22 protein-coding genes, 1 tRNA gene and 1 CRISPR repeat array are annotated in these 22,035 nt (G+C 42.4%); of the genes, 5 read left to right on the forward strand and 18 right to left on the reverse strand.

What is annotated here, in order from left to right; translation table 11 throughout:
- Window positions 1-225: direct repeats of the CRISPR family, unit length 26 nt; unit sequence AAATTCCACCATGGTTCGATTCTAGT.
- 105 nt (window positions 226-330) lie between these two features.
- From cas2 to VNN20_15115, 10 genes are all read right to left on the reverse strand, one after another.
- Window positions 331-591: a CRISPR-associated endonuclease Cas2 gene (cas2, locus tag VNN20_15070; protein HWP93513.1), complete on the reverse strand. Its 261-nt coding sequence runs from the start codon at window positions 589-591 to the stop codon at window positions 331-333.
- A 4-nt stretch (window positions 592-595) separates the two neighbouring features.
- Window positions 596-1,630, reverse strand: coding sequence for a type I-B CRISPR-associated endonuclease Cas1b (gene cas1b / locus VNN20_15075; protein HWP93514.1), 1,035 nt, complete (start codon window positions 1,628-1,630; stop codon window positions 596-598).
- Between the two features lie 135 nt (window positions 1,631-1,765).
- Complete coding sequence (gene cas4, locus VNN20_15080) at window positions 1,766-2,275, reverse strand: CRISPR-associated protein Cas4 (GenBank protein HWP93515.1); 510 nt, start codon at window positions 2,273-2,275, stop codon at window positions 1,766-1,768.
- Window positions 2,272-5,190 (reverse strand): CRISPR-associated helicase Cas3', encoded by a 2,919-nt coding sequence (cas3, locus tag VNN20_15085; GenBank protein ID HWP93516.1) that lies wholly within the window; start codon window positions 5,188-5,190, stop codon window positions 2,272-2,274. The genes cas4 and cas3 overlap by 4 nt, the downstream gene beginning before the upstream one ends.
- The gene (gene cas5b / locus VNN20_15090; GenBank protein ID HWP93517.1) at window positions 5,174-5,998 is read right to left on the reverse strand and encodes a type I-B CRISPR-associated protein Cas5b; all 825 of its coding nucleotides are present in this window, start codon (window positions 5,996-5,998) and stop codon (window positions 5,174-5,176) included. Before cas5b ends, cas3 begins: the two co-directional genes overlap by 17 nt.
- A 24-nt stretch (window positions 5,999-6,022) precedes the next feature.
- Window positions 6,023-7,102, reverse strand: a complete 1,080-nt coding sequence (cas7i, locus tag VNN20_15095) for a type I-B CRISPR-associated protein Cas7/Cst2/DevR (GenBank protein HWP93518.1) — start codon at window positions 7,100-7,102, stop codon at window positions 6,023-6,025.
- 30 nt (window positions 7,103-7,132) lie between these two features.
- Window positions 7,133-7,675: a hypothetical protein gene (locus VNN20_15100; GenBank protein HWP93519.1), complete on the reverse strand. Its 543-nt coding sequence runs from the start codon at window positions 7,673-7,675 to the stop codon at window positions 7,133-7,135.
- Complete coding sequence (locus VNN20_15105; GenBank protein ID HWP93520.1) at window positions 7,672-8,805, reverse strand: hypothetical protein; 1,134 nt, start codon at window positions 8,803-8,805, stop codon at window positions 7,672-7,674. Before VNN20_15105 ends, VNN20_15100 begins: the two co-directional genes overlap by 4 nt.
- Window positions 8,802-9,575: a CRISPR-associated endoribonuclease Cas6 gene (gene cas6, locus VNN20_15110; GenBank protein ID HWP93521.1), complete on the reverse strand. Its 774-nt coding sequence runs from the start codon at window positions 9,573-9,575 to the stop codon at window positions 8,802-8,804. Before cas6 ends, VNN20_15105 begins: the two co-directional genes overlap by 4 nt.
- Window positions 9,572-9,727 carry a hypothetical protein gene (locus VNN20_15115; GenBank protein HWP93522.1) on the reverse strand — a complete coding sequence of 52 codons (156 nt, stop codon included), beginning with the start codon at window positions 9,725-9,727 and terminating at the stop codon, window positions 9,572-9,574. The genes cas6 and VNN20_15115 overlap by 4 nt, the downstream gene beginning before the upstream one ends.
- 335 nt (window positions 9,728-10,062) lie before the next feature.
- On the opposite strand from VNN20_15115, the gene VNN20_15120 reads away from it, so the two are divergent.
- The 3 genes from VNN20_15120 (at window position 10,063) to VNN20_15130 (ending at window position 12,324) form a co-directional block, all read left to right on the forward strand.
- A complete protein-coding gene (locus VNN20_15120) occupies window positions 10,063-10,389 on the forward strand; it encodes a hypothetical protein (protein HWP93523.1) in 327 nt (108 codons plus the stop codon).
- Between the two features lie 57 nt (window positions 10,390-10,446).
- Window positions 10,447-10,524 (forward strand) — tRNA-Glu (locus tag VNN20_15125).
- Window positions 10,525-10,863: 339 nt separating this feature from the next.
- Window positions 10,864-12,324 carry an amino acid permease gene (locus VNN20_15130; GenBank protein HWP93524.1) on the forward strand — a complete coding sequence of 487 codons (1,461 nt, stop codon included), beginning with the start codon at window positions 10,864-10,866 and terminating at the stop codon, window positions 12,322-12,324.
- 82 nt (window positions 12,325-12,406) lie between these two features.
- Here the strand turns inward: VNN20_15130 and VNN20_15135 are convergent, their stop codons facing one another.
- Both VNN20_15135 and VNN20_15140 read right to left on the reverse strand, forming a co-directional pair.
- On the reverse strand, window positions 12,407-12,535 hold the full coding sequence (locus VNN20_15135) for a hypothetical protein (protein HWP93525.1): 129 nt from the start codon (window positions 12,533-12,535) through the stop codon (window positions 12,407-12,409).
- A 74-nt stretch (window positions 12,536-12,609) separates the two neighbouring features.
- Entirely contained in the window at window positions 12,610-12,876 is a 267-nt protein-coding gene (locus tag VNN20_15140) for a hypothetical protein (protein ID HWP93526.1), read from the reverse strand.
- Between the two features lie 142 nt (window positions 12,877-13,018).
- On the opposite strand from VNN20_15140, the gene VNN20_15145 reads away from it, so the two are divergent.
- The gene (locus tag VNN20_15145) at window positions 13,019-14,944 is read left to right on the forward strand and encodes an alpha-amylase family glycosyl hydrolase (GenBank protein HWP93527.1); all 1,926 of its coding nucleotides are present in this window, start codon (window positions 13,019-13,021) and stop codon (window positions 14,942-14,944) included.
- 245 nt (window positions 14,945-15,189) lie between these two features.
- On the opposite strand, the gene VNN20_15150 is transcribed toward VNN20_15145, so the two are convergent.
- Window positions 15,190-15,630 carry a CHRD domain-containing protein gene (locus VNN20_15150; GenBank protein ID HWP93528.1) on the reverse strand — a complete coding sequence of 147 codons (441 nt, stop codon included), beginning with the start codon at window positions 15,628-15,630 and terminating at the stop codon, window positions 15,190-15,192.
- 277 nt (window positions 15,631-15,907) lie between these two features.
- Window positions 15,908-16,522 (reverse strand): hypothetical protein, encoded by a 615-nt coding sequence (locus VNN20_15155; protein HWP93529.1) that lies wholly within the window; start codon window positions 16,520-16,522, stop codon window positions 15,908-15,910.
- Between the two features lie 226 nt (window positions 16,523-16,748).
- Here VNN20_15155 and VNN20_15160 point away from each other — a divergent pair, with 226 nt between their 5' ends.
- Complete coding sequence (locus VNN20_15160; protein ID HWP93530.1) at window positions 16,749-18,278, forward strand: AMP-binding protein; 1,530 nt, start codon at window positions 16,749-16,751, stop codon at window positions 18,276-18,278.
- 181 nt (window positions 18,279-18,459) lie between these two features.
- Here VNN20_15160 and VNN20_15165 read toward each other — a convergent pair whose 3' ends face one another.
- The 4 genes from VNN20_15165 to VNN20_15180 all read right to left on the reverse strand — a co-directional run bounded on the left by VNN20_15165 (window position 18,460) and on the right by VNN20_15180 (window position 21,982).
- Window positions 18,460-18,741: a hypothetical protein gene (locus VNN20_15165; GenBank protein ID HWP93531.1), complete on the reverse strand. Its 282-nt coding sequence runs from the start codon at window positions 18,739-18,741 to the stop codon at window positions 18,460-18,462.
- Window positions 18,742-18,780: 39 nt separating this feature from the next.
- The gene (locus VNN20_15170; GenBank protein ID HWP93532.1) at window positions 18,781-19,971 is read right to left on the reverse strand and encodes a hypothetical protein; all 1,191 of its coding nucleotides are present in this window, start codon (window positions 19,969-19,971) and stop codon (window positions 18,781-18,783) included.
- 144 nt (window positions 19,972-20,115) lie between these two features.
- Complete coding sequence (locus tag VNN20_15175; GenBank protein HWP93533.1) at window positions 20,116-20,964, reverse strand: hypothetical protein; 849 nt, start codon at window positions 20,962-20,964, stop codon at window positions 20,116-20,118.
- Window positions 20,939-21,982 (reverse strand): type IV toxin-antitoxin system AbiEi family antitoxin, encoded by a 1,044-nt coding sequence (locus VNN20_15180; protein HWP93534.1) that lies wholly within the window; start codon window positions 21,980-21,982, stop codon window positions 20,939-20,941. The genes VNN20_15175 and VNN20_15180 overlap by 26 nt, the downstream gene beginning before the upstream one ends.
- Window positions 21,983-22,035: the final 53 nt, after the last annotated feature.

The raw sequence follows: 22,035 nt of genomic DNA on the forward strand, positions 1-22,035 counted from the left end.
AAATTCCACCATGGTTCGATTCTAGTTGACGATCATATAGAGGAAGCATCTGTTGTTATTGAGTTTAAATTCCACCATGGTTCGATTCTAGTATTTGCCTTGCTTCCATCTCAGCCTGATTTGTTCAAGTTTAAATTCCACCATGGTTCGATTCTAGTACCTTATTAGGGCCGGTATCGATTGTTATATGACAAGTTTAAATTCCACCATGGTTCGATTCTAGTCCTAGTTCTAACTTGCTGATACCAATCGAAAAACTTAAAAATTTTAGCCTGCTTTTTAAGTCGCTCGTCAAAATGCATAAAACCCCAGTCCACGACTAAAAACCCTTCATATAATCGTTCCAATCTCCTTCTTCTCCAACCCTATGATATCCCGTGCTAACCACTTTGATTCCATCGCATAGATTATAACAGAGTCCTCATTAGACTTAATAATATCCTTGATCTCATGTTTTAATCTTTCCAATTGGGAATCACTGAGTTCTCCCTCGAAAACAGAGTTCTGCACCCAGTTTAGATACTTCCTGAGCAACTTAAGCATCTTATTGACCCGCTTCACATTTACATCATAAACCATTATGTAGTACATAGCTTCACCACCACATTCTAAATCCTTTAAATTCTTCTTCTCCTAGAATATGCTTAACTAGCTTATAACACTCCAACTTTATCAACTGACGATAGCTCACATTCCGCTTAAGGCTCGGATGCTTTACTGTGGTTTTTAGCTTCTCGTCAAATTGCTCCGTAAAAGTTCTTCTTCCCTTCTCGTTCAGATAACAAAATTCCAAATTGCTCTCAAAGTGATTCTCGCGAATTTGGTTATGGTTAATCATGCTAAAAATCAGCCTATCAACCAGGAGCGGCTTAAATATCTCGGCTAAATCCAAACTCAAAGAGAAACGCTTTGTACTCGGCTGGTGCAAGTAACTTATAGCCGGATTGAGCTGTGTTTTATAAATCTCGCTTAAAGCAGTTGCATATACCATAGAATTACCAAATGAAATAAGCGCATTTATGGGATTATCCGGCGGCATTCTAGTGCGCTTATCGAATAGGAACGTTTCAGATTTTAGAATCTTATTCCAGGCCTCGAAGTAACGCTTGTGGATTTGCCCCTCAAATCCCATGAGTTCCTCTATTGATCTTGAACTGCCCATCTCTCTGTTTTTATTCTCTATATGCGAAATGAAACCGCTCAGGTCTCCGTACCTGCGCTCATAATACTTCAGGTTTTTGAGTATGTTGTGATTTGAAGATTGTATGATTTCCTGCGCTATGGCAAAGCGCAGGCCTGGATCTACGTAATGTGATACCTGCTTTACTAAAATATGGCCCGAAACCGCGTACTCCCTTGGATAAAAAGTTCCCGTGTAGTAGCCGTAGTAGTTAAAGAAATGAATCGGTATATGATTTTGTCCGAGAAAGTTTATAACTTTATTATTCAGGTCAACTTCACCAAAAAGGTAGATCGAATCTATCGTCTCTACCGGAACCGCGCGCCTGTTTGCAGGCTTTGATTCCTTTTCTTCTTGGGATTCGTCGTTAGAATCGCCATATTCGAAAAAGACCGTGTTATCCTTTCTCCTTATCCGCCCGTTGCTAAAGATATAGAACGGTTTTTCCATTTAAACCATCCATTTTAACCACAAAGGCACCAAGACACGAAGTTTTGTATTAGGAATTCAGTGGCCATAAGAAAACCTTGTGTTCATAAATTTTTCTTTGTGCCTTAGTGACTTCGTGGTGGAGTCTACAAAAATCTACACCCAGCAAAATTCAAAATAACTGCACGACCTGCAGGCCGGAATTCTTACTTTCTCTGGGATCTCATCCCTCGGAAGAATCTCTTCGATTTCCTTTATCACTTCTTTTAGATACTCCCTGTCCGAGTCGATAAGCTCAATGAGTTCGCGCTTATGAAACTTGGGATAGTTTATCTCCGCCCTAAATCCCTGGACGCCCTTTGATTCAAGAAAATAGAGGTAATACTTCACCTGCCAAAGGTGTGCTTCTTCGAGTTTATCCGACTTTTTTACCTCATGAATGACCTTGTTCCTGAAATCAATCCAATCAATCGAGATCATTTCGTCAATTTTAATTTCTTTCTTTTGGCGGTCGTAGGAAATCTCAGATAACAACCTCCCGAGTGCAACCGTGTCAGACTCTGTTTCAAAATTTATCTGATGCGCAAAAAGCCACAGCTTCCGTTTGCAGACGAAGTAGTAGTTAACGAGGGTTCCGGTGTGTTTTAGCTGCTGGTCCAGGGTCATATTATGTTGCTTTCTGCATCCTCAGTTTCTTGATTTTCCTTATTATCGCTCTCTCCGGTCTTACTTTTGCTCTCTCTAATGCCCAAGCTCTCATCATATTGAACTGGAAGGGCAAAAATGCCCGACAGCCATCTTTTAAGTTTCCTTTCAAAGTCATCTTGTTTGTAATTCCTGTATCCATAGATCTTTCCTAATTTTTCAAGGATTTCCTCAATATCATTGTTATTCAACTTTTCAAAAACTTTATAAAACACCCAATCATCGGGGGATAGGTTCTTGCGATGTTTAAAATAACCATCTGAAACGACAAACTGTGAAAGGACTTGCTTTTTAAAAAGTGTGAAAAGATGCTTTGACTCTTTTATTTCATCACTTTTGAAAAATTCTTTAATCTTTTTTATGAAATCACTGACTTTACTTTCAGGTATAAGCTGAATATCGTAAATCTCTCTAAAGATTTTGTGTGCCTCCTCTTTCCTGTCCGACATAAAGCCAGCGTCTAAGATGTCTAAAGTTTTCCTGAATTCACTCAAATAGCTGTGGTCATCCGGCAAGGATAAATAAAGCAGTTTGACCATCTCGTACTTATCGTATTCGGATAGGGCGGCGTAAGGGTTCTTGAGTTGTTGATGCGGCAAAACTAGCTTTTTCTTCTTGCCTTTTGCAGGCTGCTTAACCTCACCTAAAAGCTCATCTAGGATTTCATTTGTATCTTTTTTCTCCATACTCTTCAGCCAATCTTTTAAATTTTGAGGTTCAAGACTTTTCCGGTCGCTACACTCCTTTAGAATCTTCAAACTTAAAAGTAGAAGGTCTTTATCATAGAAGTTGGCATTTCCCGATTCCAAACCATTTTCAAAAGTCCAAACGGTAACATTAGTCTCGGACTGTTCAAATCCATTTCCATAATTTTTAAACTCAACGGTACTTTTCGCTTGCTCATCGTAACGATAACGATATTCAACAACTTCACCTTCAGGATTGTGTTTGATACGTCTTAACACCCTTCCCATCCTCTGAACAAGCGCATCGAGAGGTGCGATTTCTGTAAATAGCACATCCGCATCAATGTCTAAAGATGCTTCGACAACTTGAGTCGCAATGAGGATTCTAGGTTGATTTCCATTCAGAGATTTCGGATTCTTGAATTCGGCTGCAAGAACCTTTTCATTATTTTCCCTATCCTTCAATGTAAATCGGGAATGAATAAGATAGACAGGAGTATTTCCAGCTAGCCTTTTAACCTGATCGTATAAGTCTTGAGCCATTCTAACTGTGTTTAAGATTACAAGAACTCTTTTGTTTCCTTTAGCTTCTTGAATAACTCGCCAACTAATTCTTTGGATGATTTGCTCCAGTTGCTCATCTGAAAGTTCAAACAGCGACTTTTTCGTGTCCCCTACACCTTCAACTCTCACAAGTTCAATCTTATGCTTCTTCAAATTGCTAAAATTTCTTTTACTTTCCTTTTTGTCGGTGTAGACATCGACTATCCTATAATCTGCTTTTTTAATCCTTTTCTCTAATTCCTCTTTCACAAACTTCGGCAATGTAGCCGTCATAAGAAGAAACTTCCCACCCATAAGGACCATATCCTCTATAAATTTCACAATGATAGCGGCGGATTTGGGATTGTAAGCCTGCACCTCGTCAATCACAAGACGTGAATAAGACATAGTAGCATAGGTTTTCTCATAAGATGGGGGCTTTAGAGCATAGGGGAAGAACTGGTCGCCAGTCGAAACAATTACAGGATGAGAAAGCTGGCGGGCAAAATCGTAAACCTTTAAACTGTCTGTTTCGGCTCCGTCCCCTAGAAGATAGACATCCGCATCGGAGTGAAGCAATCCTGTTTTCTCTTCTGTGAAGATGTTTTTTGCCCTCTTAAATATTTGATTCACAGCCGAACGGAGCGGCAGTGTGTAGAAGAACTTATCTCCATTCGACCAGAGGAAAGCAAACTCGGTTTTTCCGTAGCCAGTGGGAGCAATTAGGATAACGCTTTTATCTTTACAATCTTTTACTTTATCTACTTGCCATATTGAAGCGTTTGGGCTTGATGATTTGTCCTTAATGTATTTCTCGACTTCTTCTTCCAGTTTGTTATCTAAACCTGAGATCTCGATTTTATTCGTGTCTTCGTTCTCTTCTTCGCAGAATGAAGCAAAGTGGTCTGAGCGCATGAGCAAACCGCTTATTAATATCCATTTCTTTTTCTCTTCTTTTGATAGTTCAGCACGTTGTGGTAGAAGAGTATTTAAGTAGGGTGGCATAACGTAATGAGCCAAAGACAAGCCGTTTACAATCCCGCTTGCCCATTCCTCATTAAAGAGGATATAGTCTTTCGGGTTGAATCCGTCTTGAAAGTTCTCAAATTCACTCGCTAGGTTTTCAAATAGTGCTTCTCGAAATGACCTATGTTCAATTAGTTTGCTAAGAAATTCACACAAATCTTTATCACTCCAGTTGATAAGCTGGTCAAAGTTGCCGCGCCAGTGGTGAAATGCCACAGCGGAGTAAATAAACTGAGTAAGGTGTTCTAATTCTTCTTGGGTAGGTTTTACATTCTTTAACTGTTCATTTATCTTCTCTCCATCCATCCAGAAGACTGAAAAAAGAGAATGTGGAATATTATTGTAGGGATAAAGAGGTTTGTAATCAATGTTTCCGAGGGTTCTTTGCTGAAATGCAGGAAGAACTTTTCCGAAGTCATGGCACATTATGGCAATCTGGATTGCCAGTTTTACTGCTTCATCTATGTGTTTGTCAGGGAGGTTTTTAGAATTAGAGAGATTTTCAAAGGCATCCCAAACATCACGAGTATGTTCCTTGAGATATATTTCACCTTTCTCCTGACTATCTGTTTCTTTATGCTTTTTGATGCTTTTAGCCAGGATTCTATGTGGTCGATCCATTATCCCGTCTTCCTGAGAAAAATACAGGCATTCTGATTTTCACGTTGTTTTCTTCAAATTCGTCAAAGTAACCTTTTAGTCCGATAATCTTTCCATCATTTAAGAAAGCGTCTTCGTACTCAAAGTTTCTGACGCCGTTGGTTAATTTATAGAAGGTTGGCACTCTGTAGCGGAGCCCCGGTGTTTGCCCATTGCGAACATAATGTTTAGGTATCCAGAAAAAGTTGCGGTAATTGCCGTCTTGGATTTTTTCTTTGTATTCTAGTTCAAAAATACTAGATATTTCCTCAAAAACTATCCAATCCTCCGCTCTTCCCAAATGGATGGGATAAAGACGTTGTGTAGGATTCTCTAAACTGGTTTTTATCTTTTTTAAAAAAACTTCATCATTGTTTGCCAGGTAAATGAACAGTTTTACCTCACTAAGAATGTCAATTAGAACAGGGCTTTGACCACCTATATGTTCGATATGACCGTTGATTTCTCTGATATTTGTAGAGCCAAACCTTATTATATGACTGTCTTTGGAAAGATTTCTAAGCCACGTGTATTCAGTTGTTTTGCTTTCAAACCTTCCGGCTATGGAGATTTTTAGTTCTTTTAATTTCTTATAATTCGCATCTTCTTTAGGTTCCCCTTGTGTCTTCAGATTCCTTATTCCCAACACATTGCATAAAAGTCCAATCACTGTAGAGTAAGGCGGGATGGGGTAAGTATGTCTCCGTTGATAGGTAAACGGAACACGATAGTGTGCTTGTGGTTGGTAGATTCTTATACGTAAGGCTTTTGTGGTTGACTCTTTATTCATTGCAAGATTTGCCTAATTTTTTCTTTAACCAGAATTTTTATCTTTTTCATCTAGTGTTTGCTGATTTTGTTGGCTGTCACTTTTATCTTTTATGCCAATTGTTTGTAACAACTCATCCCAATTATCAGTTACCTTTCCATCTTTCTTTAGATATTCGTCAACTCCTAGCCGTTCACAATCCTGGATATACACCTTCCCATCTATCCAAGAATTTCTAAGTCCATCCTGAACACCGATTACTTTGTACTGACCATTTTCCCGTCTCACGTCAATAAAGGAATGAAACACAGGGGTTGGAACTTTTACGGAACCTGCAATGAGGAAAAGGGGAACTATTGTGTTTGTTTCACCACTGGATTGAGCATACAGACCATCTTTTATAGCTTCAAGGATTTGTAGTATACGTTCTCTCTTTTTGTTATTATCGAGTTCAAAAGTGATTTTGTACTTATTTGAATTTCTAATTTTTTCTGATTTAACATTCTTTTTTACTATTTTCAATTCTTTTTCTGTGTTTGCTTCCTTGTACTTAATAACAACTTCGCCTTGAGAAGAATCAAAACCATCAGCTATCCACTCATCCCTGCCTAGCATTTCTGAATCAATTGTAAAGCTGACTTTGTAGAATGAAATGTTTTCTTCTTTATTGAAAGGGTCTGGTTCCGTTTCTACTCCTTGATTTTTTGCCCTTTTCACTAGGTCGTGATTGGCATAAAAAGCCATATCCCCTTCATAAGGTTCAAGTGCGACAGCTTTAGTAATGCCTAGCGGCCCCTTACGGGTTATAGATTTATTTCCAGTGGTGAACATGTAGCCGAAAACATCTAGCTCGGGACTGGTTAGAATATCCTCCTGCGTAATATCGAATTGAATAACGTCCTCAGCTTTAACAAGTGTTTTTCCCCAAATTGTATTATTTTGGTTGTCTTTGAATCGCTTATGTAACGTTTCAAACAAATAATGCCTAATAGCATTTTTCCCGATGAAGCTATAAGTTCCGCTAGCCCTTCTCAGTTTTTTGATAGAAAGTATGTTCCCTCCTATTTTCTCATCACGGTTGAGAGCGAAACCTTCAAAAATTACTGTTATGGTGATATTTTTCATAATGCACCTCTTATTAAGATTTTGTTTATTTCATTCTTCTTGCTCTCCTAACACACCACTTAAGAAGGAAAGAATAAGCACTTTGAATAATTCATCTGAGTAAACGGGTTTGAATGCTTCAGCTAAGTCTAGGCGGAATTGGAGTTTGAATGACCAGAAGATTCTCAAGAGTCCATAAAAAACTTCATCTCTTTTACCAAGCCTAGTTAATTCCATAAGGCGATAGCCTTGCCGTTTTACAAATACTTCCTTCAATTCGTTCTTTTTCTTACTCTGCTCACTAGTATCCTTTTCTGAAGGAGTTACCAGACTATAGCCGTATTTTCTCAATGATTCGGCTAGATCGCTTGTGTTCTCATAAGATACTTGTTTGTATAATCTGTAAATACCTTTATCTTGAGGCTTTGCCTCTTTTGCCCATTCAAGCAAGCTTTGAAGTTTTTTATAATTAGCTTTTAACTCCTTTATTCCTTTACCGAAATCATCTTTTGTTATTGAACCGTTCCTTATTTTGCTTTCTAAATCCGCGAAGATTTGTTCAAGTGTCTCATTTCGATTGGTTTCTGTACTCATAGGATTACCTCTTTTTTGTTTTTCTCTTCAATTGATGCATAAAGTTTGAGCATTTTTTGGGCTACTAAAAATGGTTTACTTCTATTTGTTGATAACCTAAGATAGTCATTCAAAAACTCCTTCTCACTTTTATTTCGTTCATTGAAAGGTTTTAAACCAATTCTCAACATCCTATATGCATCCTCCACCAATTTTGTAAGCTTTCCATCTAACACAATATTTAGCACCTTGAACTCACCTATACTATTCAAAAGGTTTGCAATTTCCTTATCCGAAAGAATTCTGATGATTTCATAAGGCAAACTAAAAAAATCTATTTCAACTTTGTAATCCTGGTTTGGGTTACCTGTATTTGCAACTTTTTTCCTGTATTTGCTCACGACCTCAATATTCATTCCTGTCCATTCGCCAAGCGTAGCCTGTATTTTGGTGGCGTATTCGATAACGCTCATGCCGAGTATCTGCCTTACATCTTTTGCTCCTTGCTTGGTGTAAATATCTCCAAGAAATTTATTGAGGTGATACATCACTTTAAAAGATGGAGCATTTATGAAGATTTGGGAGTTATCTTGAAGTGTTGTGAGGGCAAGGTGGTGGTGGACGATTATAAAACTACATAGATAACATATAGGAATACTTGAATTCAAATTCCAAAAGCCATTGGGAAACTTTTGAGAAGGCGCTATATCATTATGAAATCTTACATCCAACTTGGTTATACCCTCTAAAAACTTGGATAGTCCTTGATTTTTAAGAAAATCTATTTCAGCTTGGTCAAAACTGAATTTTTGAAGACATAATCCACAGTTTATATTGCTATTCTCTCGAATATTCCTCAGGGATTTTACAAAGTGGGGAAAAGCATCTTTCCAACTTGATTGTAAATAATTTCTATAAATCGGTGCGTTTCCAATTATTGATGAAATTTTGTCTTCTGAGAAATATCTTCTCTTAACATCTAATTCATCAAATAGTTGAGCTTCTATATGAGCTCTGCCATCTGTATCTAAATAAGTCTTGTCTAATTGATTTTCGATAATCTCGATAGACCGAACGAACCCCACCACTCCCGCATTGTAAAGCCAGTTTGATGGGTAAAGAGTTATTTTGTTTTCCTTCTCTTCATTCATATCTCCCTCACCACCTCAACCATCCCGAAGCCCTGTCCACGTCTCGAGCCGAGACCAACTAGGTTTATAAGGTTTAGAATGCCTGGGTCTGATTTCAGAGAAAAAGTACCAACAAATCCCGGGAGCTTTAGCCCCATGTGTTTGATGACGAGTTTCCTTAACTTGATAGGATTGAATATAACCTCGGTGGCGTCATTCAAGCTGAGGAGATTCCGACAAAGCTCATCCATATTGAACTTGAAGGCTTCCTCAAAATCGTTATCTCCCTCAAAGTTGAAGCACTTCGGACAAACATAGTGTCTTTCATTTTTGTGACTTCTTATGAGTATAGGAGAGATGGTCCTGAGAATAACCTCATTTTTCTCCAGTCTTTTAGGCTTGATGATGTCGTTATGTTCTACCCTAAATGTAACATTGCGTATTGGGAATTCCTTAGTTTTCAAGAGATGGTTATAAACCATGATGAGTATGTCCGGATGGTTGCTGCTGAATTTAAACTCTATTGGGCTTTTGAAAAAAAGCTCATCGTTTTCTACCCTCACTTCATTTCCAAAAGATACGGCAAATGTATAGGGCTTTACCGTCCTTTTTTCAAAGAGGGTTTTGTAAAGCTCTGGAGCCGAGCTTTCTATCGCCCCCTTGATGATAGACATGAATCCTTCTCTGAAATCAACTTTAAGAGAAGCGGTTTCCGAGTGTTCGTTGACGGCCGATAATCTGGATACCAGCACTAAACCAAAATCATTTGACGAATTCATGGCAGTGGTCAAAAAGGGAACCTCCAGATCTTTTTTACTATACTCCTGCCGACCAGCTTGTTCTTTGCACGCCTGCCGATTCTCTTGGGATCACCGCCGAGAAGGGTAGTTATATCGTTTAGAATCCTGGCGAGTTTGTAAAGGAAACTTACGAAACTCCGCATAATCGCTCTCCCCAGTCTCAGCCCATTTTAGCACAAATTCAAAAACAGTTGAAGCATCAATCGAGACACCCCATGGCATGTCTCCACATTAGTTTTATCCACCATGTTTTAACCATAGTATAAGTACTAACCTGGACAAAAACTGTCCATCAAGAGCCAGATTTAAACACCATGGTTAGATTCTAGTTCAAACCCGCTAACACGGTAACTCGCTAACCGCTTAGTTTAAATTCCAATGTGGTCCAATTCTAGCGTGAATCAAAAGCTCTTAAATCCGCATCATAAATCTATGTGAGTTCATCGTTTGTCACCTCCAGCCAATGGAGGAAAGAACAATGACCGAGATTCCCTCGAACATCTATCTTGCCATCCTGGTTCTAATATTAGGCTTAGCTATGGTTTCTTGGAGTTTATCCTGGGGAGTGAAGAAGGTGCTCCAAGAGTCACTCGACCCAATGAGAGCACTGGCCCTAGTGCGATCTATGCGTATCGGACTTGTCGGCTTGAGCTTAGTCGGTATCGGAGCCGGTTGGATATGGAATATGGAGAGCCTACTTTTTCTCTCCATCATTTTCGGCTGTGAAGAGCTCTACGAGACCTCACTTGTTATTGCCCTATTGAAAAGATCCCCGCTCGATAGCTCCAAACAGGCGCAAGCTTAAATTCAGTTTTATATTGATTTCATCCTTCGGTATGCTAAATTACCATGTAACCGATAAGGCCCCTTCGTCTAGCCCGGCCTAGGACGTTGCCCTCTCAAGGCAGAAACACGGGTTCGAATCCCGTAGGGGCCGCCATCAATTATCACTTAATTGCGGCTAGATACGGTACAGTTTCAAAATAAGGAGATTCCGCCTTTTTAAGAGATGTGCCCGAAGAGGTGCCCATCCTTTCAAAATTGAGACCCTCAACGGCCTTCTTTTTTTAGCTCTAGAGTTGAATGCGAATACCGCCTCGTCATCACAATTGATTTATGGCATAACAACTCTTGAACCATTGTAAGATCAACACCTTTCATAACCAGGTTAGTTGTAAATCCGACAAATCCTTTCATAAGAAACATACTTGGACATTCCCTTTCCATCATAAATAGCATATTATTTAGGATACTATTATCGTTCGGGGCGTAGAGACTTATGCACAGACGATTTCTGGCGAAGAAGACTATCGCTGAATTGGTGGAACAAGCAGAGGACCAAAAGTACAGTCTGAAACGCGTGCTGGGTCCTTTTAATCTGATAACCCTTGGTATCGGTATCATCGTCGGCGCCGGTATTTTCGTGCTAACTGGTCAGGCAGCCGCACAGTATGCAGGACCGGCCATAGTACTATCCTTCATTATATCGGGTATCGGCTGTGCGTTGACCGGCTTGTGCTATGCAGAAATGGCTTCGATGATTCCCGTCGCTGGCAGTGCCTACACTTATTCGTATGCAACTCTGGGTGAGTTTTTTGCATGGATCATCGGATGGGATCTTATTCTGGAATACCTATTCGGCACGGCTACTGTAGCCGTCGGCTGGTCCGGATATGTGGTAAGTTTCCTCAAAGACTTTGGCATTGTAATTCCCGAGCAACTTTCAAATTCTCCATTGGCATTCGATGCAACCATGGGTTGGATACGCACAGGCGCCATTATCAATCTACCTGCCGTCTTCGTTATTGTAGTGATGACTTTTCTCCTGGTGGTGGGAATTCAGGAATCGGCCGCCGCAAATAACGTGATGGTATTTGTCAAGATCTCTGTGTTACTGCTTTTTATCGGTGTGGGTCTATTTTTCATCAATACGGAGAACTGGAAACCTTTCATACCACCAAATCAGGGAACCTTTGGACACTTTGGCTGGAGTGGTATATTACGGGGTGCTGGCGTGATATTCTTTGCTTACATCGGTTTTGACGCTGTTTCCACGGCAGCGCAGGAGGCGCGAAACCCCCAGCGAGATATGCCGATTGGCATTCTAGGCTCACTCGGGGTTTGCACACTGTTATATATAGCTGTGGCACTGGTGTTGACTGGCATCGTGAAGTATGACCAGCTACTGGTGCCGGACCCCATTGCAGTGGCTGTGGACTCAGTAGGTTCAGAGCTTTTCTGGTTACGTCCCCTTGTTAAAATCGGGGCAATTGCCGGACTCAGCTCCGTGATCCTCGTATTTCTCTTGGGACAGCCTCGAATCTTTTATTCCATGGCCAGGGACGGTTTGCTGCCGAAACAGTTTGCAGCGGTGCATCCCCGGTTCCGAACGCCGTATATTACAACGATAGTGACAGGTATTTTAGCGGCTTTCTTTGCCGGCCTATTCCCCATCGGCATTCTGGGTGAGCTCGTTTCTATTGGTACCCTACTCGCCTTCGTTATAGTCAGTATAAGCGTGCTGGTGCTACGTTATACCCGTCCGGAACTTCCACGCCCGTTCAAGACGCCGCTAGTTCCTCTGGTGCCAATTCTGGGCGCTGCCCTGAGTTTATTGCAAATGCTTTCACTGCCGGGTGATACATGGTTACGGCTGATTATCTGGATGGCCATAGGACTGGTAATTTACTTCGCTTACGGCCTCCGGCACAGCCTGGTTCGGTCGGTAACTCGCCGATAAAAGCCGCTCGCCTCAAAAAGCACGTGCACTCGACGAAGAAACGCCGGTTCTGATCCCGTAGGTGTTGCCAGCGGATTCTACTTTATCTATCCATGTACATTCTAAAAAGTAGAAGATTCCATTTCGCCCCACCGGCCGGGAATCCACCGGTGGAAAGGACCTCGAAAAAAGGGGGGGCATCCTTTTCCTTAAGCCTGAATTCTCGGTTCAAGACCTGACCCTCGGGTTTCCGGGTTCCGTTTTTTATAACCCGCAAACTCGCAAACACGTTAACCCCTGAACATTTCACTTTACCGGAGTCGCTTTATCCAGGTCCTCTATGGTAACGGTTGTTTCCTTCTGTCTATTGGATAGAGCGAGCATGGCTCCCCACCTTAGGTCCTGGCATTTTAGTATATCGGAGCTATACATGAGGCATCCTAAATAGGCCTGGGTTATTCCTTCCTGGCTTGTTTGAACGGAATTCTTTCCAGACATGCCGCAGCCAGATAAAACCAGAGCAAACAAAAAGAACAATATCTTTTTTATGTTCTTTTCAAATATTATCCCCAATTTTATCCACCCCTGAAATTAGTATAACACGCTGTCAAGGCGTTAGAGAAAGTTTTGAGTCGGTAATAGTGCTTCCGTGGCGCCTATTGTATAATAGCCAGCGGTAACGAAACCGAGCTTCGCCTAAAGAAAGGGAATCGAGATGCCGCTTTCCCAAGAACATATCAACGATGAGACCCCGATGGGAGGGAACCTGCTGCCAGCGGGGGGAGCCACATTCCGGGTCTGGGCCCCCGGGGCGTTGGAAGTACATGTGATGGGAAGCTTTAATAATTGGGCACGAGACGAATCAACCGCGCTGTTTAAACGCCCAGACGGCCGCTGGACCGGATTTGACGCCGAAGCTAAAGAGGGCGATGAATACATGTTCTATGTGGTGGGAGAGGGGTCCGAGGGCAGAAAAAGGGACCCCTACGCCCGTGAATTGACGCCAGATTGGCCTCAATCTAACTGCATCCTGCGAGACCCGAACTTGTATCCGTGGCACGACAGTCAATACCGCACACCCTATTTCCACAACATGATTATTTACCAGTTACATGTGGGCTGCTATTATGGCCCGGACAGGCCCAACCGGGTGGCCAAGTTTCTGGACGTGGTAAAGCGAGTAGAATACCTGGCGGGGCTCGGCATCACTGCCGTTCAGCTCATGCCCATCGTCGAATTCCAGACCATGTTCAGCATGGGGTATAACGGCACCGATTATTTTTCCCCGGAGATGGACTACGGAGTGGATGACGAGGAAGAGCTAGGCCAATACCTTACCTTCGTTAATGACCTCCTTTCCCGAAAGGGTAAGGAGACCCTTTCCCTAGACCACGCGCGCGGCTCCATGAACCAGCTCAAGATTCTGGTCGACCTCTGCCACGTTTATGGCCTTGCCGTGATTCTGGACGTGGTCTACAACCATGCAGGCGGCGATTTCGGCGATGAGAGCATCTATTTCTTTGACCGCCGGAAAAACGGCGACCAGAATAACAGCCTTTACTTCACCGACCAGGGATGGGCCGGAGGACTGGTTTTTGCGTTCTGGAAAGGAGAAGTAAGGCAATTCCTGATCGACAACGCCGTGTATTACCTAAAAGAATTCCACATTGACGGACTTCGCTACGACGAGGTCAGCGTGATCGACCACATGAGCCAGTCCGGCTGGCTCTTTTGTCAGGACCTGACCAGCACGGTTCGCCACACCAAGCCCGAAGCGCTTCAGAACGCCGAATACTGGCCGGTCAATACAGCGGTGGTCCGTCCCCGAATTCATGGCGGAGCCGGCTTTGATACGACCCAGCACGATGGGCTTCGCAATACACTTCGTGCTGCAATTGGACAATCCTCTTATGGAATGAATGCTGCCGTTAATCTTGACCATATAGCTTCCTCATTGGTGCTACCGGGGTTTGAGCATCAGTGGAACGCCGTGACCTGTGTGGAGAACCATGACATAGTTTACAAAGACCGCGGGCAACGTTTGCCGGCTCTGGCCGACCCCGGTAATCACCGGTCGTGGTATGCGCGCAGCCGAGCTAGGGTAGCCAATGGTCTCCTTCTGACCGCCCCCGGTATCCCGATGATTTTCATGGGACAGGAATTGCTGGAGGACAAGCAGTGGCACGATTCCCGCTCCCCTGACCACCTGATTTGGTGGGGAGGGCTGGAAAGCGGCGATAAAACGGTAGTCGACCACCTCCACTTCATGAAGGACCTGATCCGGCTCAGGCATAAACATCCGGCCTTGAGGGTGGGAGCGGTCAACGTCTTTCACGTTCACAACCGGAACCGAATTCTAGCCTTTCACCGTTGGATCGAAGGAGCGGGGCGAGATGTCATTGTAGTGGCCAGCCTGAACGATAATACATTTTATAATTACACACTGGGGTTTCCTGTGGAAGGCGATTGGATTGAGTCATTCAACAGCGATTTTTATGAAGATCTTCCCAATCCCGGAGTGGCTGGCAACGGCGGCCGGATATTCGTAGGCGGAGTCCCATTACATGGTTTGCCTGCGTCGGCCTCGATCGTCATACCGGCTAACTCCTTGCTCGTATTTACCCGCGACCACGGAGATTAGGGTTTATGTCATTTCCAATATAAAATAGTTCGAGCTTCGATGACCGGAGGGTTACTCCACAAAGACGATACCAAAATTGTAGGGAACGCAGATCTGCGTTCCCTACTTTAAGCCTGGACACGAAGCCAAGAAGCCCTTCCATATCAGAAGAGATATGTCTACCAGCGAATAATCAGGAAGCAAGGATACTCATGATGACGGATTCGCCCGCATGCGCAACTCGCTCACGGCACTTCAGGTAATCGTCAACTCTTTGGAATTTCGCCGCAGGCGGCATATGCTGACATCTCCTTCTCCGACTTGTGAACATTTATGGCCAGGTCTCCGGTGGTAAGGTCGCTGATCTTGGCCTCTACAGTCGTCTCGGACTTCCCATTTTCGACCGCACTAAGCGGATACTTTGGCGCGCCGAGTTTTTCACAGGTTCCCTGGTGAATATGCGCAGGTTGAGCAACACCCTCGGGGGCTCCGGTCAGGGTTATAGAGACCATGGTTTTATCGCCCATAGGCATCAGAGACGCTTGACCAGACACACCGGAGTCACCGACAGCTTTTAGTTCCACAGTAACACTTCCGGGTGCCGCCGTTTTCTCTTCTTCGGCTTGAGTATAGGTGAATGAAACCGCAAGCATAAAAACCGCTACAATTAACCAAACTAATGAGCTCAAAAAATTTAAACTCCTCATGGGCAATTACCTCCTTAAACCGTATATATATCATTATATCCGATTGTGTTTTGGAAATTCAAAAAATGGGATAGGCGTTGGTGAAGCGTTTTCTTAGTTCTATGAAGTTCTAGACAGTTCCGTGGCGATGCGAAAATTCTCCTGCTTGGATGATATACGGAAGTTAGGACGGCTTAGTTTCTTCACCCCTCTATAATTCCCCCTGCTTCGACCTTGCTCAGCACAGGCCCTTCGACCGAGCTCAGGACGGGCTTAGTAAGGGGGGAAACACAAAGGGTTAGACTCGGAGCCCTTTCAAGAACCGTCGTAATCCCTTCTTGGCGCCTCCAATCCAAGGCTCGCCATGGGCGAAGAGCAAGTGGTCAAACTCCAGTTCAAGGTGCGATAGGAAAACCTTCCGTAAGCCGCGCTTAACCGCCTTGGGGTCATCACCCATTAAATAGTCTGGGACAAAACCCAGCTCGCCATCCTCACGTATTAACGCATCTCCAATGGAGAGGATCCCGGCATTTAAGGGGATATAAAAGGCTGTCTCCTCCGGACACAATACTCCGACCTCAAGCGCCAGTATTCCGCCGGGCAGTTCGTCTCCATGATTGAACGCTTTCACCTTTTCTCCCCGGGTGAACTCGTGGAGTCCTTCTTTATGGCACCACACCTTTGCTCCGTAGTAATCAGCAAACCTTCCGCTGTGGCGATAATGGTGCCGGTTAGTTAAGTAAACGTGCCTGGGCGGCTTCTTCTTTTTGAACCAGCCTATCCCCTCCACAGAGACTCTGGGATCAATCAAGAATGCCGGTCTGGTAACAGCGATGTAGTACGAATGAACGTCCTGTTCGATTCCCTCATGGAACGTCGCCCAATGAAAGATGCCGGGAAGGATTTCCTGCATGATTCCTCCGGTACAGTTTCCGTCTTTAAGGAATATACTTCTAATTAAATGTACTGGATTTACCATTCGTCGTCGATCGTAATAAAGCGCTAAGCGGAAGCTTAACCAACCCCGTCATCGCACTATTTTCTTGACAGGGGTTCAGTCCTTGTGAAATAATCGCTAGACGTGGCTCATTCACAGGGTAGGATAAAAACGCTGTTAAGTCATATATAGGAGTTCGTGTATGTTACTTCACGATCTATTTGCAGAAGCGCTCAAGAATACTCCCGATAAAGAGGCGATTATCTTTAAGGGCAGGTCAACCTCGTATCGAGAACTTTATGATTTGATGAATAGGTCGGCGCGCGCCCTTTTAAGCCTGGGCATTGTCCGCGGCGATAGGGTAGCTATTTTCATGGAAAACCGTGTCGAATTAGTCGAACTTTATTTTGCCTGCTTCAGAATTTGTGCTATAGCGGTTCCGTTAAACCACCGTTATCAAACCGACGAGGTAATCTATGCAGTCAATCACTGTGGAGCTAAGGTGCTGATAGCAGATGGAAGTTTATTTCCCAGAGCCGAAGGCATAAAGGATTCAGTGCAATCCCTTCAAGGGATCTACGTATTCGGCGATGAACCCACAAATATGGAAAATTCCTGGAGCAGGATTCTAAAAAATCTGCCGGAGAATGCGGAATGGCCATTAGTCCAGGAGAACGACCCGGCAATGATTCTATATACCTCCGGCAGCACCAATAAACCAAAAGGGGTCACCCATACTCACGGTTCGATTTTCCATACCGCTTCGAGCCGTAAAATCTCGCAGTGCCTAACCGAAGAAGATGTCTCTTTGGCGGCCACGGCGATTTGTCATGCCGGGGCGTCAATTGGAGTGACCTTCCCTACTCTATATGCAGGTGGTACAGTGGTCATATTAGAAAAAACCGACCCGGTTCTATTTCTCGAAGCCTTGATAAAGCACCGTCCAACCCGCACCGTGATTCTCCCTGCGCAATTACTTGATGCAGTAGAACATCCCCAGGCCCAGTCGGTTGATTTTAACTGCCTCAAGGAAGTAGAATGCGGAGGAGACCAGATATCGCATGATTTATATGAACACTTCAACAAGGTTGCCGGTTATGAATTGAACCAGCTATATGGTCTCACCGAATGCGAGGGTGCTTGCATAAACCCACCGTTCGGGTTGATTAAGCGAGGATCAATAGGGAAGCCCAGGGAGGGCGTCGAAATTCGCCTAGTTAATCCGGATGGTAAAGATGTTCCTGATGGGGAGATCGGAGAAATCCTGATTAAAAGCGCTTCGGTGATGATTGGATACTGGAATGACCCCGAGAACACGAAAAAAACATTCTTGGACGGCTGGCTCAGGACAGGCGATTTGGGGCGAAGGGATGAAGACGGCTACCACCATTTTAACGGAAGGATAAAGGAAGTAATCATAAAAGGCGGCTCAAACGTTGCACCCGGTGAAGTAGAGGAAGTAATCGATGACCACCCGGATGTGATTATAAGCGGGGTGGTCGGGACGCCCGACCCGCGCTACGGACAGCTTATACACGCCTTCATCGAATTAAAACCAGGTTTAGAGAACCCTCCCGGAGAAAAAGAGCTTTCTGCCTACGCGGCCAAAAGATTGGCGGCCTACAAGGTGCCCGACCGCTGGACATTTGTCGAAGAACTCCCCAGGAACGAAGTGGGCAAGATTGACCGGAGAGGCTTACACGCGCTTGCGGCCAAGCTTGATTCTAAATAGTTTTACAGTTTATTAAGTTTCGTGATGAGTTGGAGGAACAGATTAAGTAGTCAAAAGAGGAAACCGAACTGTTGATGCAGGAGGTTCTGAGGGAAGCGTTTGAGGGAAAGGATATGGAAGAAAGCAATGCGGAAGTTTTTGTAGCTTAGTTGCTCTCAAGTAAAAACGCAAAGCCAGTAGATTATACGTTCGGAGATGCCAGAGGATATTTCCTTTTAAAACTCTCTAACAGTTCTCTAGAGTACATTCCAGCTTCGTCATCTTTTGATGCGATTTGCCCCAGAGTATTTGCAATACGGTTGCGAACATATAGAGGTGTATAGGTTGATCCTAAGTTGAAAGGAGATGCCATTAATAGATTTAGTGCAAGGGCCTCATTTGCAATAGCTGAGAAAGGTCTTTCAAACCATTTATCCTTTAGGTAGTTGGCTGTTTTTAGTAAATCATCTACGCCGCTGTTCATAACCCCTTTGATGGTATTTATATTTCCTCCCCTGGCGCATCAGGAACTGACCATCAAGGTTGTTGCCAATCCTCGCAAGTTAATAAGTATTCCACCCTGATAAGGAATTGTACTTTCACTCGATAACTTAAGACGTGCTCTGCTTGCGAGGTCATAACAACGGGTTAAATTTTCATACCATAAATTTTCTTTTTCTTGTTTCTGGGCACGAGATAAGAAATTAGTTGCATACCAAATTTCTACATGATGCCTTTCGGATATATAAGACAAAACATCCTGGAAGCAATGATCAGCAGCTTCATAATCTCCCAATTCTTCTAGCTCTAGTCCTCTCTCCCAGCTTCTTTTAGCTCTTTTATCTCCTATAGTGTCCCTTATAAATCCATACATTTTCTTGCTGCTATTATATGCGAGGATCGCTGCCATCATTTCCCAAGAATTTATAGTAAGTAAGTCCGCAGCTGCTTCGGAAGAAATTCCTAATTCACATAACCATTCATAAACTGAACCGCTTCCGCTGGGTAAATACGGTACGCCGGCAGGTGTCCAGAAGTCTCTTAAGGCTATATGATTAAACCATGCCATAACACCCTCTAGCTCATGTTTTTCGAACAAGTGAACTAAAGCTTCTATGTCGTGCCCATGTTCTATTCTATGATACATTCCTCCCACTGTCTCTTTTCCAGGCACTTTATCGATCCAAGTATTAATCTTTGTTAGTTGTTGAGCGTCGAAAAAAGTAGAAATGATTCTTTGCAATGAAGAGGAATCGCTATCCATAACATCTCTTGATAGGCGGGCAAGCTCGAGTTCGTTTATTTTTAGACCCATTGCTACAGCGGCATAAATAGCGGACTGTATTACTACGGGTGGTAATTTGTTTTCTTTCCACTCGTTCAGTAGCGAGCATTCACTCTTGATCAGCTCTATATCATCCTTAAATTTGAGTTTTACATTTCTTGGATAGACCTTAATTAATTCAGCTTTATCATCCAGGACTTCTTTTCCTTTATCCACTACAAAATCAACAGATGTATTTATTTTCTCTTTGGCTTCTTCAAAGTTTTTAGGTACGGCTTCCTTCACCGATTCTGAAACTCCTGAAACTGTTTTTTTAGCCTGTTCCCAAGCCCTTTTGAATGAAGAGAAATAATCTTTCTTATCTTTCTTTATTATTATCTTTTTGCCGATTTTCGTTTTCTTCGGATTGGTTTTTTTGTCATCCTTCATAGCTTACCTCCCCAATTCTTCTCTTCTGACATCACTTGTTTTCTCATTATAATTTAATTTCTCTATCCAGAGAATGCTTTTTAAATCTTCATCCAGATTTGAGTCCTCTTCAGGATCACACCCTTTGCTATTAAAGATTCTTTTTTATCTTTCCTTAAGACCTTTTTTCAGAGCATTAAGTTGATTTAATCTTTGCTCAAATATTTTTTCTGAATCAATTTCACGAGCAGTCACTTGGCTCAAAAATCGAAACTGACCTTTATCGTCTGTTTCATTTTCAAGTATTTCTAGTAGTTTATTCTTAATATTATTATCTATAATTTTTGCTATATCCCTCCCGAGTAGTCTGGCACTTGCTACAGGTAAAGTAAAATCTTCTTCTTCCAATATATCTGGATTTTTCTCATAAAGGTGATCTTCATTTCCAGCTTCCCAGTAATGATCAAATATTAGAATCAAATCTTTAGCGTCTTTATCACTCCCTGATGAGCGATCATTGAATGATATTAATTTCAAAATAGTCAAACCTGCAAGAGAAGCAACACGTATATCCAGTACCGGATCTGAACTTAATCTAACCATAGTAGCGCTTTTATATGCTTCTTCAAAACCTAATACATTTAAAATAGCTTCATCCTCTGGTGGCCATGTTATTTGATTGCCTTTGGTTTCAATATTACCGAAAGGAATAAAATCTATGGGGATACTATTATTGAAGAGAAACCTTTGAGATTCTCTTGATTTAGTAAATCTTCCCGTTTGGACTAAATCCTTTGATAATTTTTTATAATCTTCCCAGCTTGATACTTGTATTCCTATATCTATATCAACTGTAGCTCTAGTTGTATTAATTCCATAACCATAGCTTAGGATCATATCTCTTGCCGAAGCACCTACAATGAAATACTTTATTCCGGAAGAATCGGCTACCTTTGCTATGGTTTCGTAAATAGAAACCGTTAAAGGGTCAATCTTCCCCGATAAGTCTAGCAAGTTCTCGCTCATATATTATTTTGGCAGTTTCAGTATTTCTGGCATCGCCAGTTGCAATTAAATCCGCGTAAATCAAAATTGGTGGAACTAAATCTTTATAAGGCCAGTTATACTCTATTTCCCAAAAAGCTTTAAGGATCTCAACGTTACCGTTTGGTTTCTTTGCAAGTTTCTTTTGTAGTAATAATCTTGTTGGATCGTTCTTTACATAAATAGTAACAATTTCTGGTCTCAAATATTGGGTTGTTTTCGCCGCTGCTACTTCACCACCCCAATAGGCATCAAAATCTTGTATTTGAGTAAACTTCCACCATTCATCTTCATTGGCTTGGAATCTACCAAGCATTAATTTCGGTCTTAGGTTTTCAGGATAGGTTTCTGTCCATCGATCCAATAGTTTTCTCTTATTTATGAGCCTCCTGCCTCGCTTTTTAGTCCCGATTAAAAAGCCTGCCGCATTTAGGTCTCTTATTGCCCAGCCGACTGTTCCTAATGCAACTTTTGCTTTCTTGGCAATTTCTCTATATGGGGCATTCACTAATTCCGGCTGACACAGAAAAGCAAATACGACCTTTAATCCTGTAGGTTGAAAAGCCCTTATCTTTCGTTTCTTAGTAAGAACTTCAATTGCTTGTTTATTACCCTTGATAAATATAAACACCGGAGGTTCATTTATATATGCGTTGCCCGCCATGTCGATGAAGGGTATATCCAATTTCCTTAATTGCTCAGCTAAATTTGGGTTTATATAATCTGTAACAATTATTCTCTTTAGGTGGAACTGTGCAAATTTCGCAAGAAAGATTAAATGAATTTTGACTGGTGTAAGAAATTTTTCAATCTCAGCAACATATCTAATAACTTTTCCATCCACTGCTAGGCTAATGACATCAGCTTGGCGACCTTCAATATCTACTTCTCTCCCTTCAACCACAAAACCCAAGCCGGTTAATTTATTGAAAGCCTCTAAAGCTCTTTCAAGAATTTCAGCCTCTTTATTATGAGTTTCCTTTGGCATCACCATACTTTGTTCACTTTATCCAGATGTTCATTATTAATGAACATATCAAT

It is taken from the genome of Thermodesulfobacteriota bacterium, assembly GCA_035559815.1.
Lineage (GTDB): Bacteria > Desulfobacterota_D > UBA1144 > Nemesobacterales > CSP1-2 > DATMAT01.

Coding starts and splice junctions, on each gene's coding strand:
- cas2 (HWP93513.1), bottom strand. CDS start 591: ATGTACTACATAATGGTTTATGATGTAAATGTGAAGCGGGTCAATAAG.
- cas1b (HWP93514.1), bottom strand. CDS start 1,630: ATGGAAAAACCGTTCTATATCTTTAGCAACGGGCGGATAAGGAGAAAG.
- cas4 (HWP93515.1), bottom strand. CDS start 2,275: ATGACCCTGGACCAGCAGCTAAAACACACCGGAACCCTCGTTAACTAC.
- cas3 (HWP93516.1), bottom strand. CDS start 5,190: ATGGATCGACCACATAGAATCCTGGCTAAAAGCATCAAAAAGCATAAA.
- cas5b (HWP93517.1), bottom strand. CDS start 5,998: ATGAATAAAGAGTCAACCACAAAAGCCTTACGTATAAGAATCTACCAA.
- cas7i (HWP93518.1), bottom strand. CDS start 7,102: ATGAAAAATATCACCATAACAGTAATTTTTGAAGGTTTCGCTCTCAAC.
- VNN20_15100 (HWP93519.1), bottom strand. CDS start 7,675: ATGAGTACAGAAACCAATCGAAATGAGACACTTGAACAAATCTTCGCG.
- VNN20_15105 (HWP93520.1), bottom strand. CDS start 8,805: ATGAATGAAGAGAAGGAAAACAAAATAACTCTTTACCCATCAAACTGG.
- VNN20_15115 (HWP93522.1), bottom strand. CDS start 9,727: ATGCGGAGTTTCGTAAGTTTCCTTTACAAACTCGCCAGGATTCTAAAC.
- VNN20_15120 (HWP93523.1), top strand. CDS start 10,063: ATGACCGAGATTCCCTCGAACATCTATCTTGCCATCCTGGTTCTAATA.
- VNN20_15130 (HWP93524.1), top strand. CDS start 10,864: ATGCACAGACGATTTCTGGCGAAGAAGACTATCGCTGAATTGGTGGAA.
- VNN20_15145 (HWP93527.1), top strand. CDS start 13,019: ATGCCGCTTTCCCAAGAACATATCAACGATGAGACCCCGATGGGAGGG.
- VNN20_15150 (HWP93528.1), bottom strand. CDS start 15,630: ATGAGGAGTTTAAATTTTTTGAGCTCATTAGTTTGGTTAATTGTAGCG.
- VNN20_15155 (HWP93529.1), bottom strand. CDS start 16,522: ATGCAGGAAATCCTTCCCGGCATCTTTCATTGGGCGACGTTCCATGAG.
- VNN20_15160 (HWP93530.1), top strand. CDS start 16,749: ATGTTACTTCACGATCTATTTGCAGAAGCGCTCAAGAATACTCCCGAT.
- VNN20_15165 (HWP93531.1), bottom strand. CDS start 18,741: ATGAACAGCGGCGTAGATGATTTACTAAAAACAGCCAACTACCTAAAG.
- VNN20_15170 (HWP93532.1), bottom strand. CDS start 19,971: ATGAAGGATGACAAAAAAACCAATCCGAAGAAAACGAAAATCGGCAAA.
- VNN20_15180 (HWP93534.1), bottom strand. CDS start 21,982: ATGCCAAAGGAAACTCATAATAAAGAGGCTGAAATTCTTGAAAGAGCT.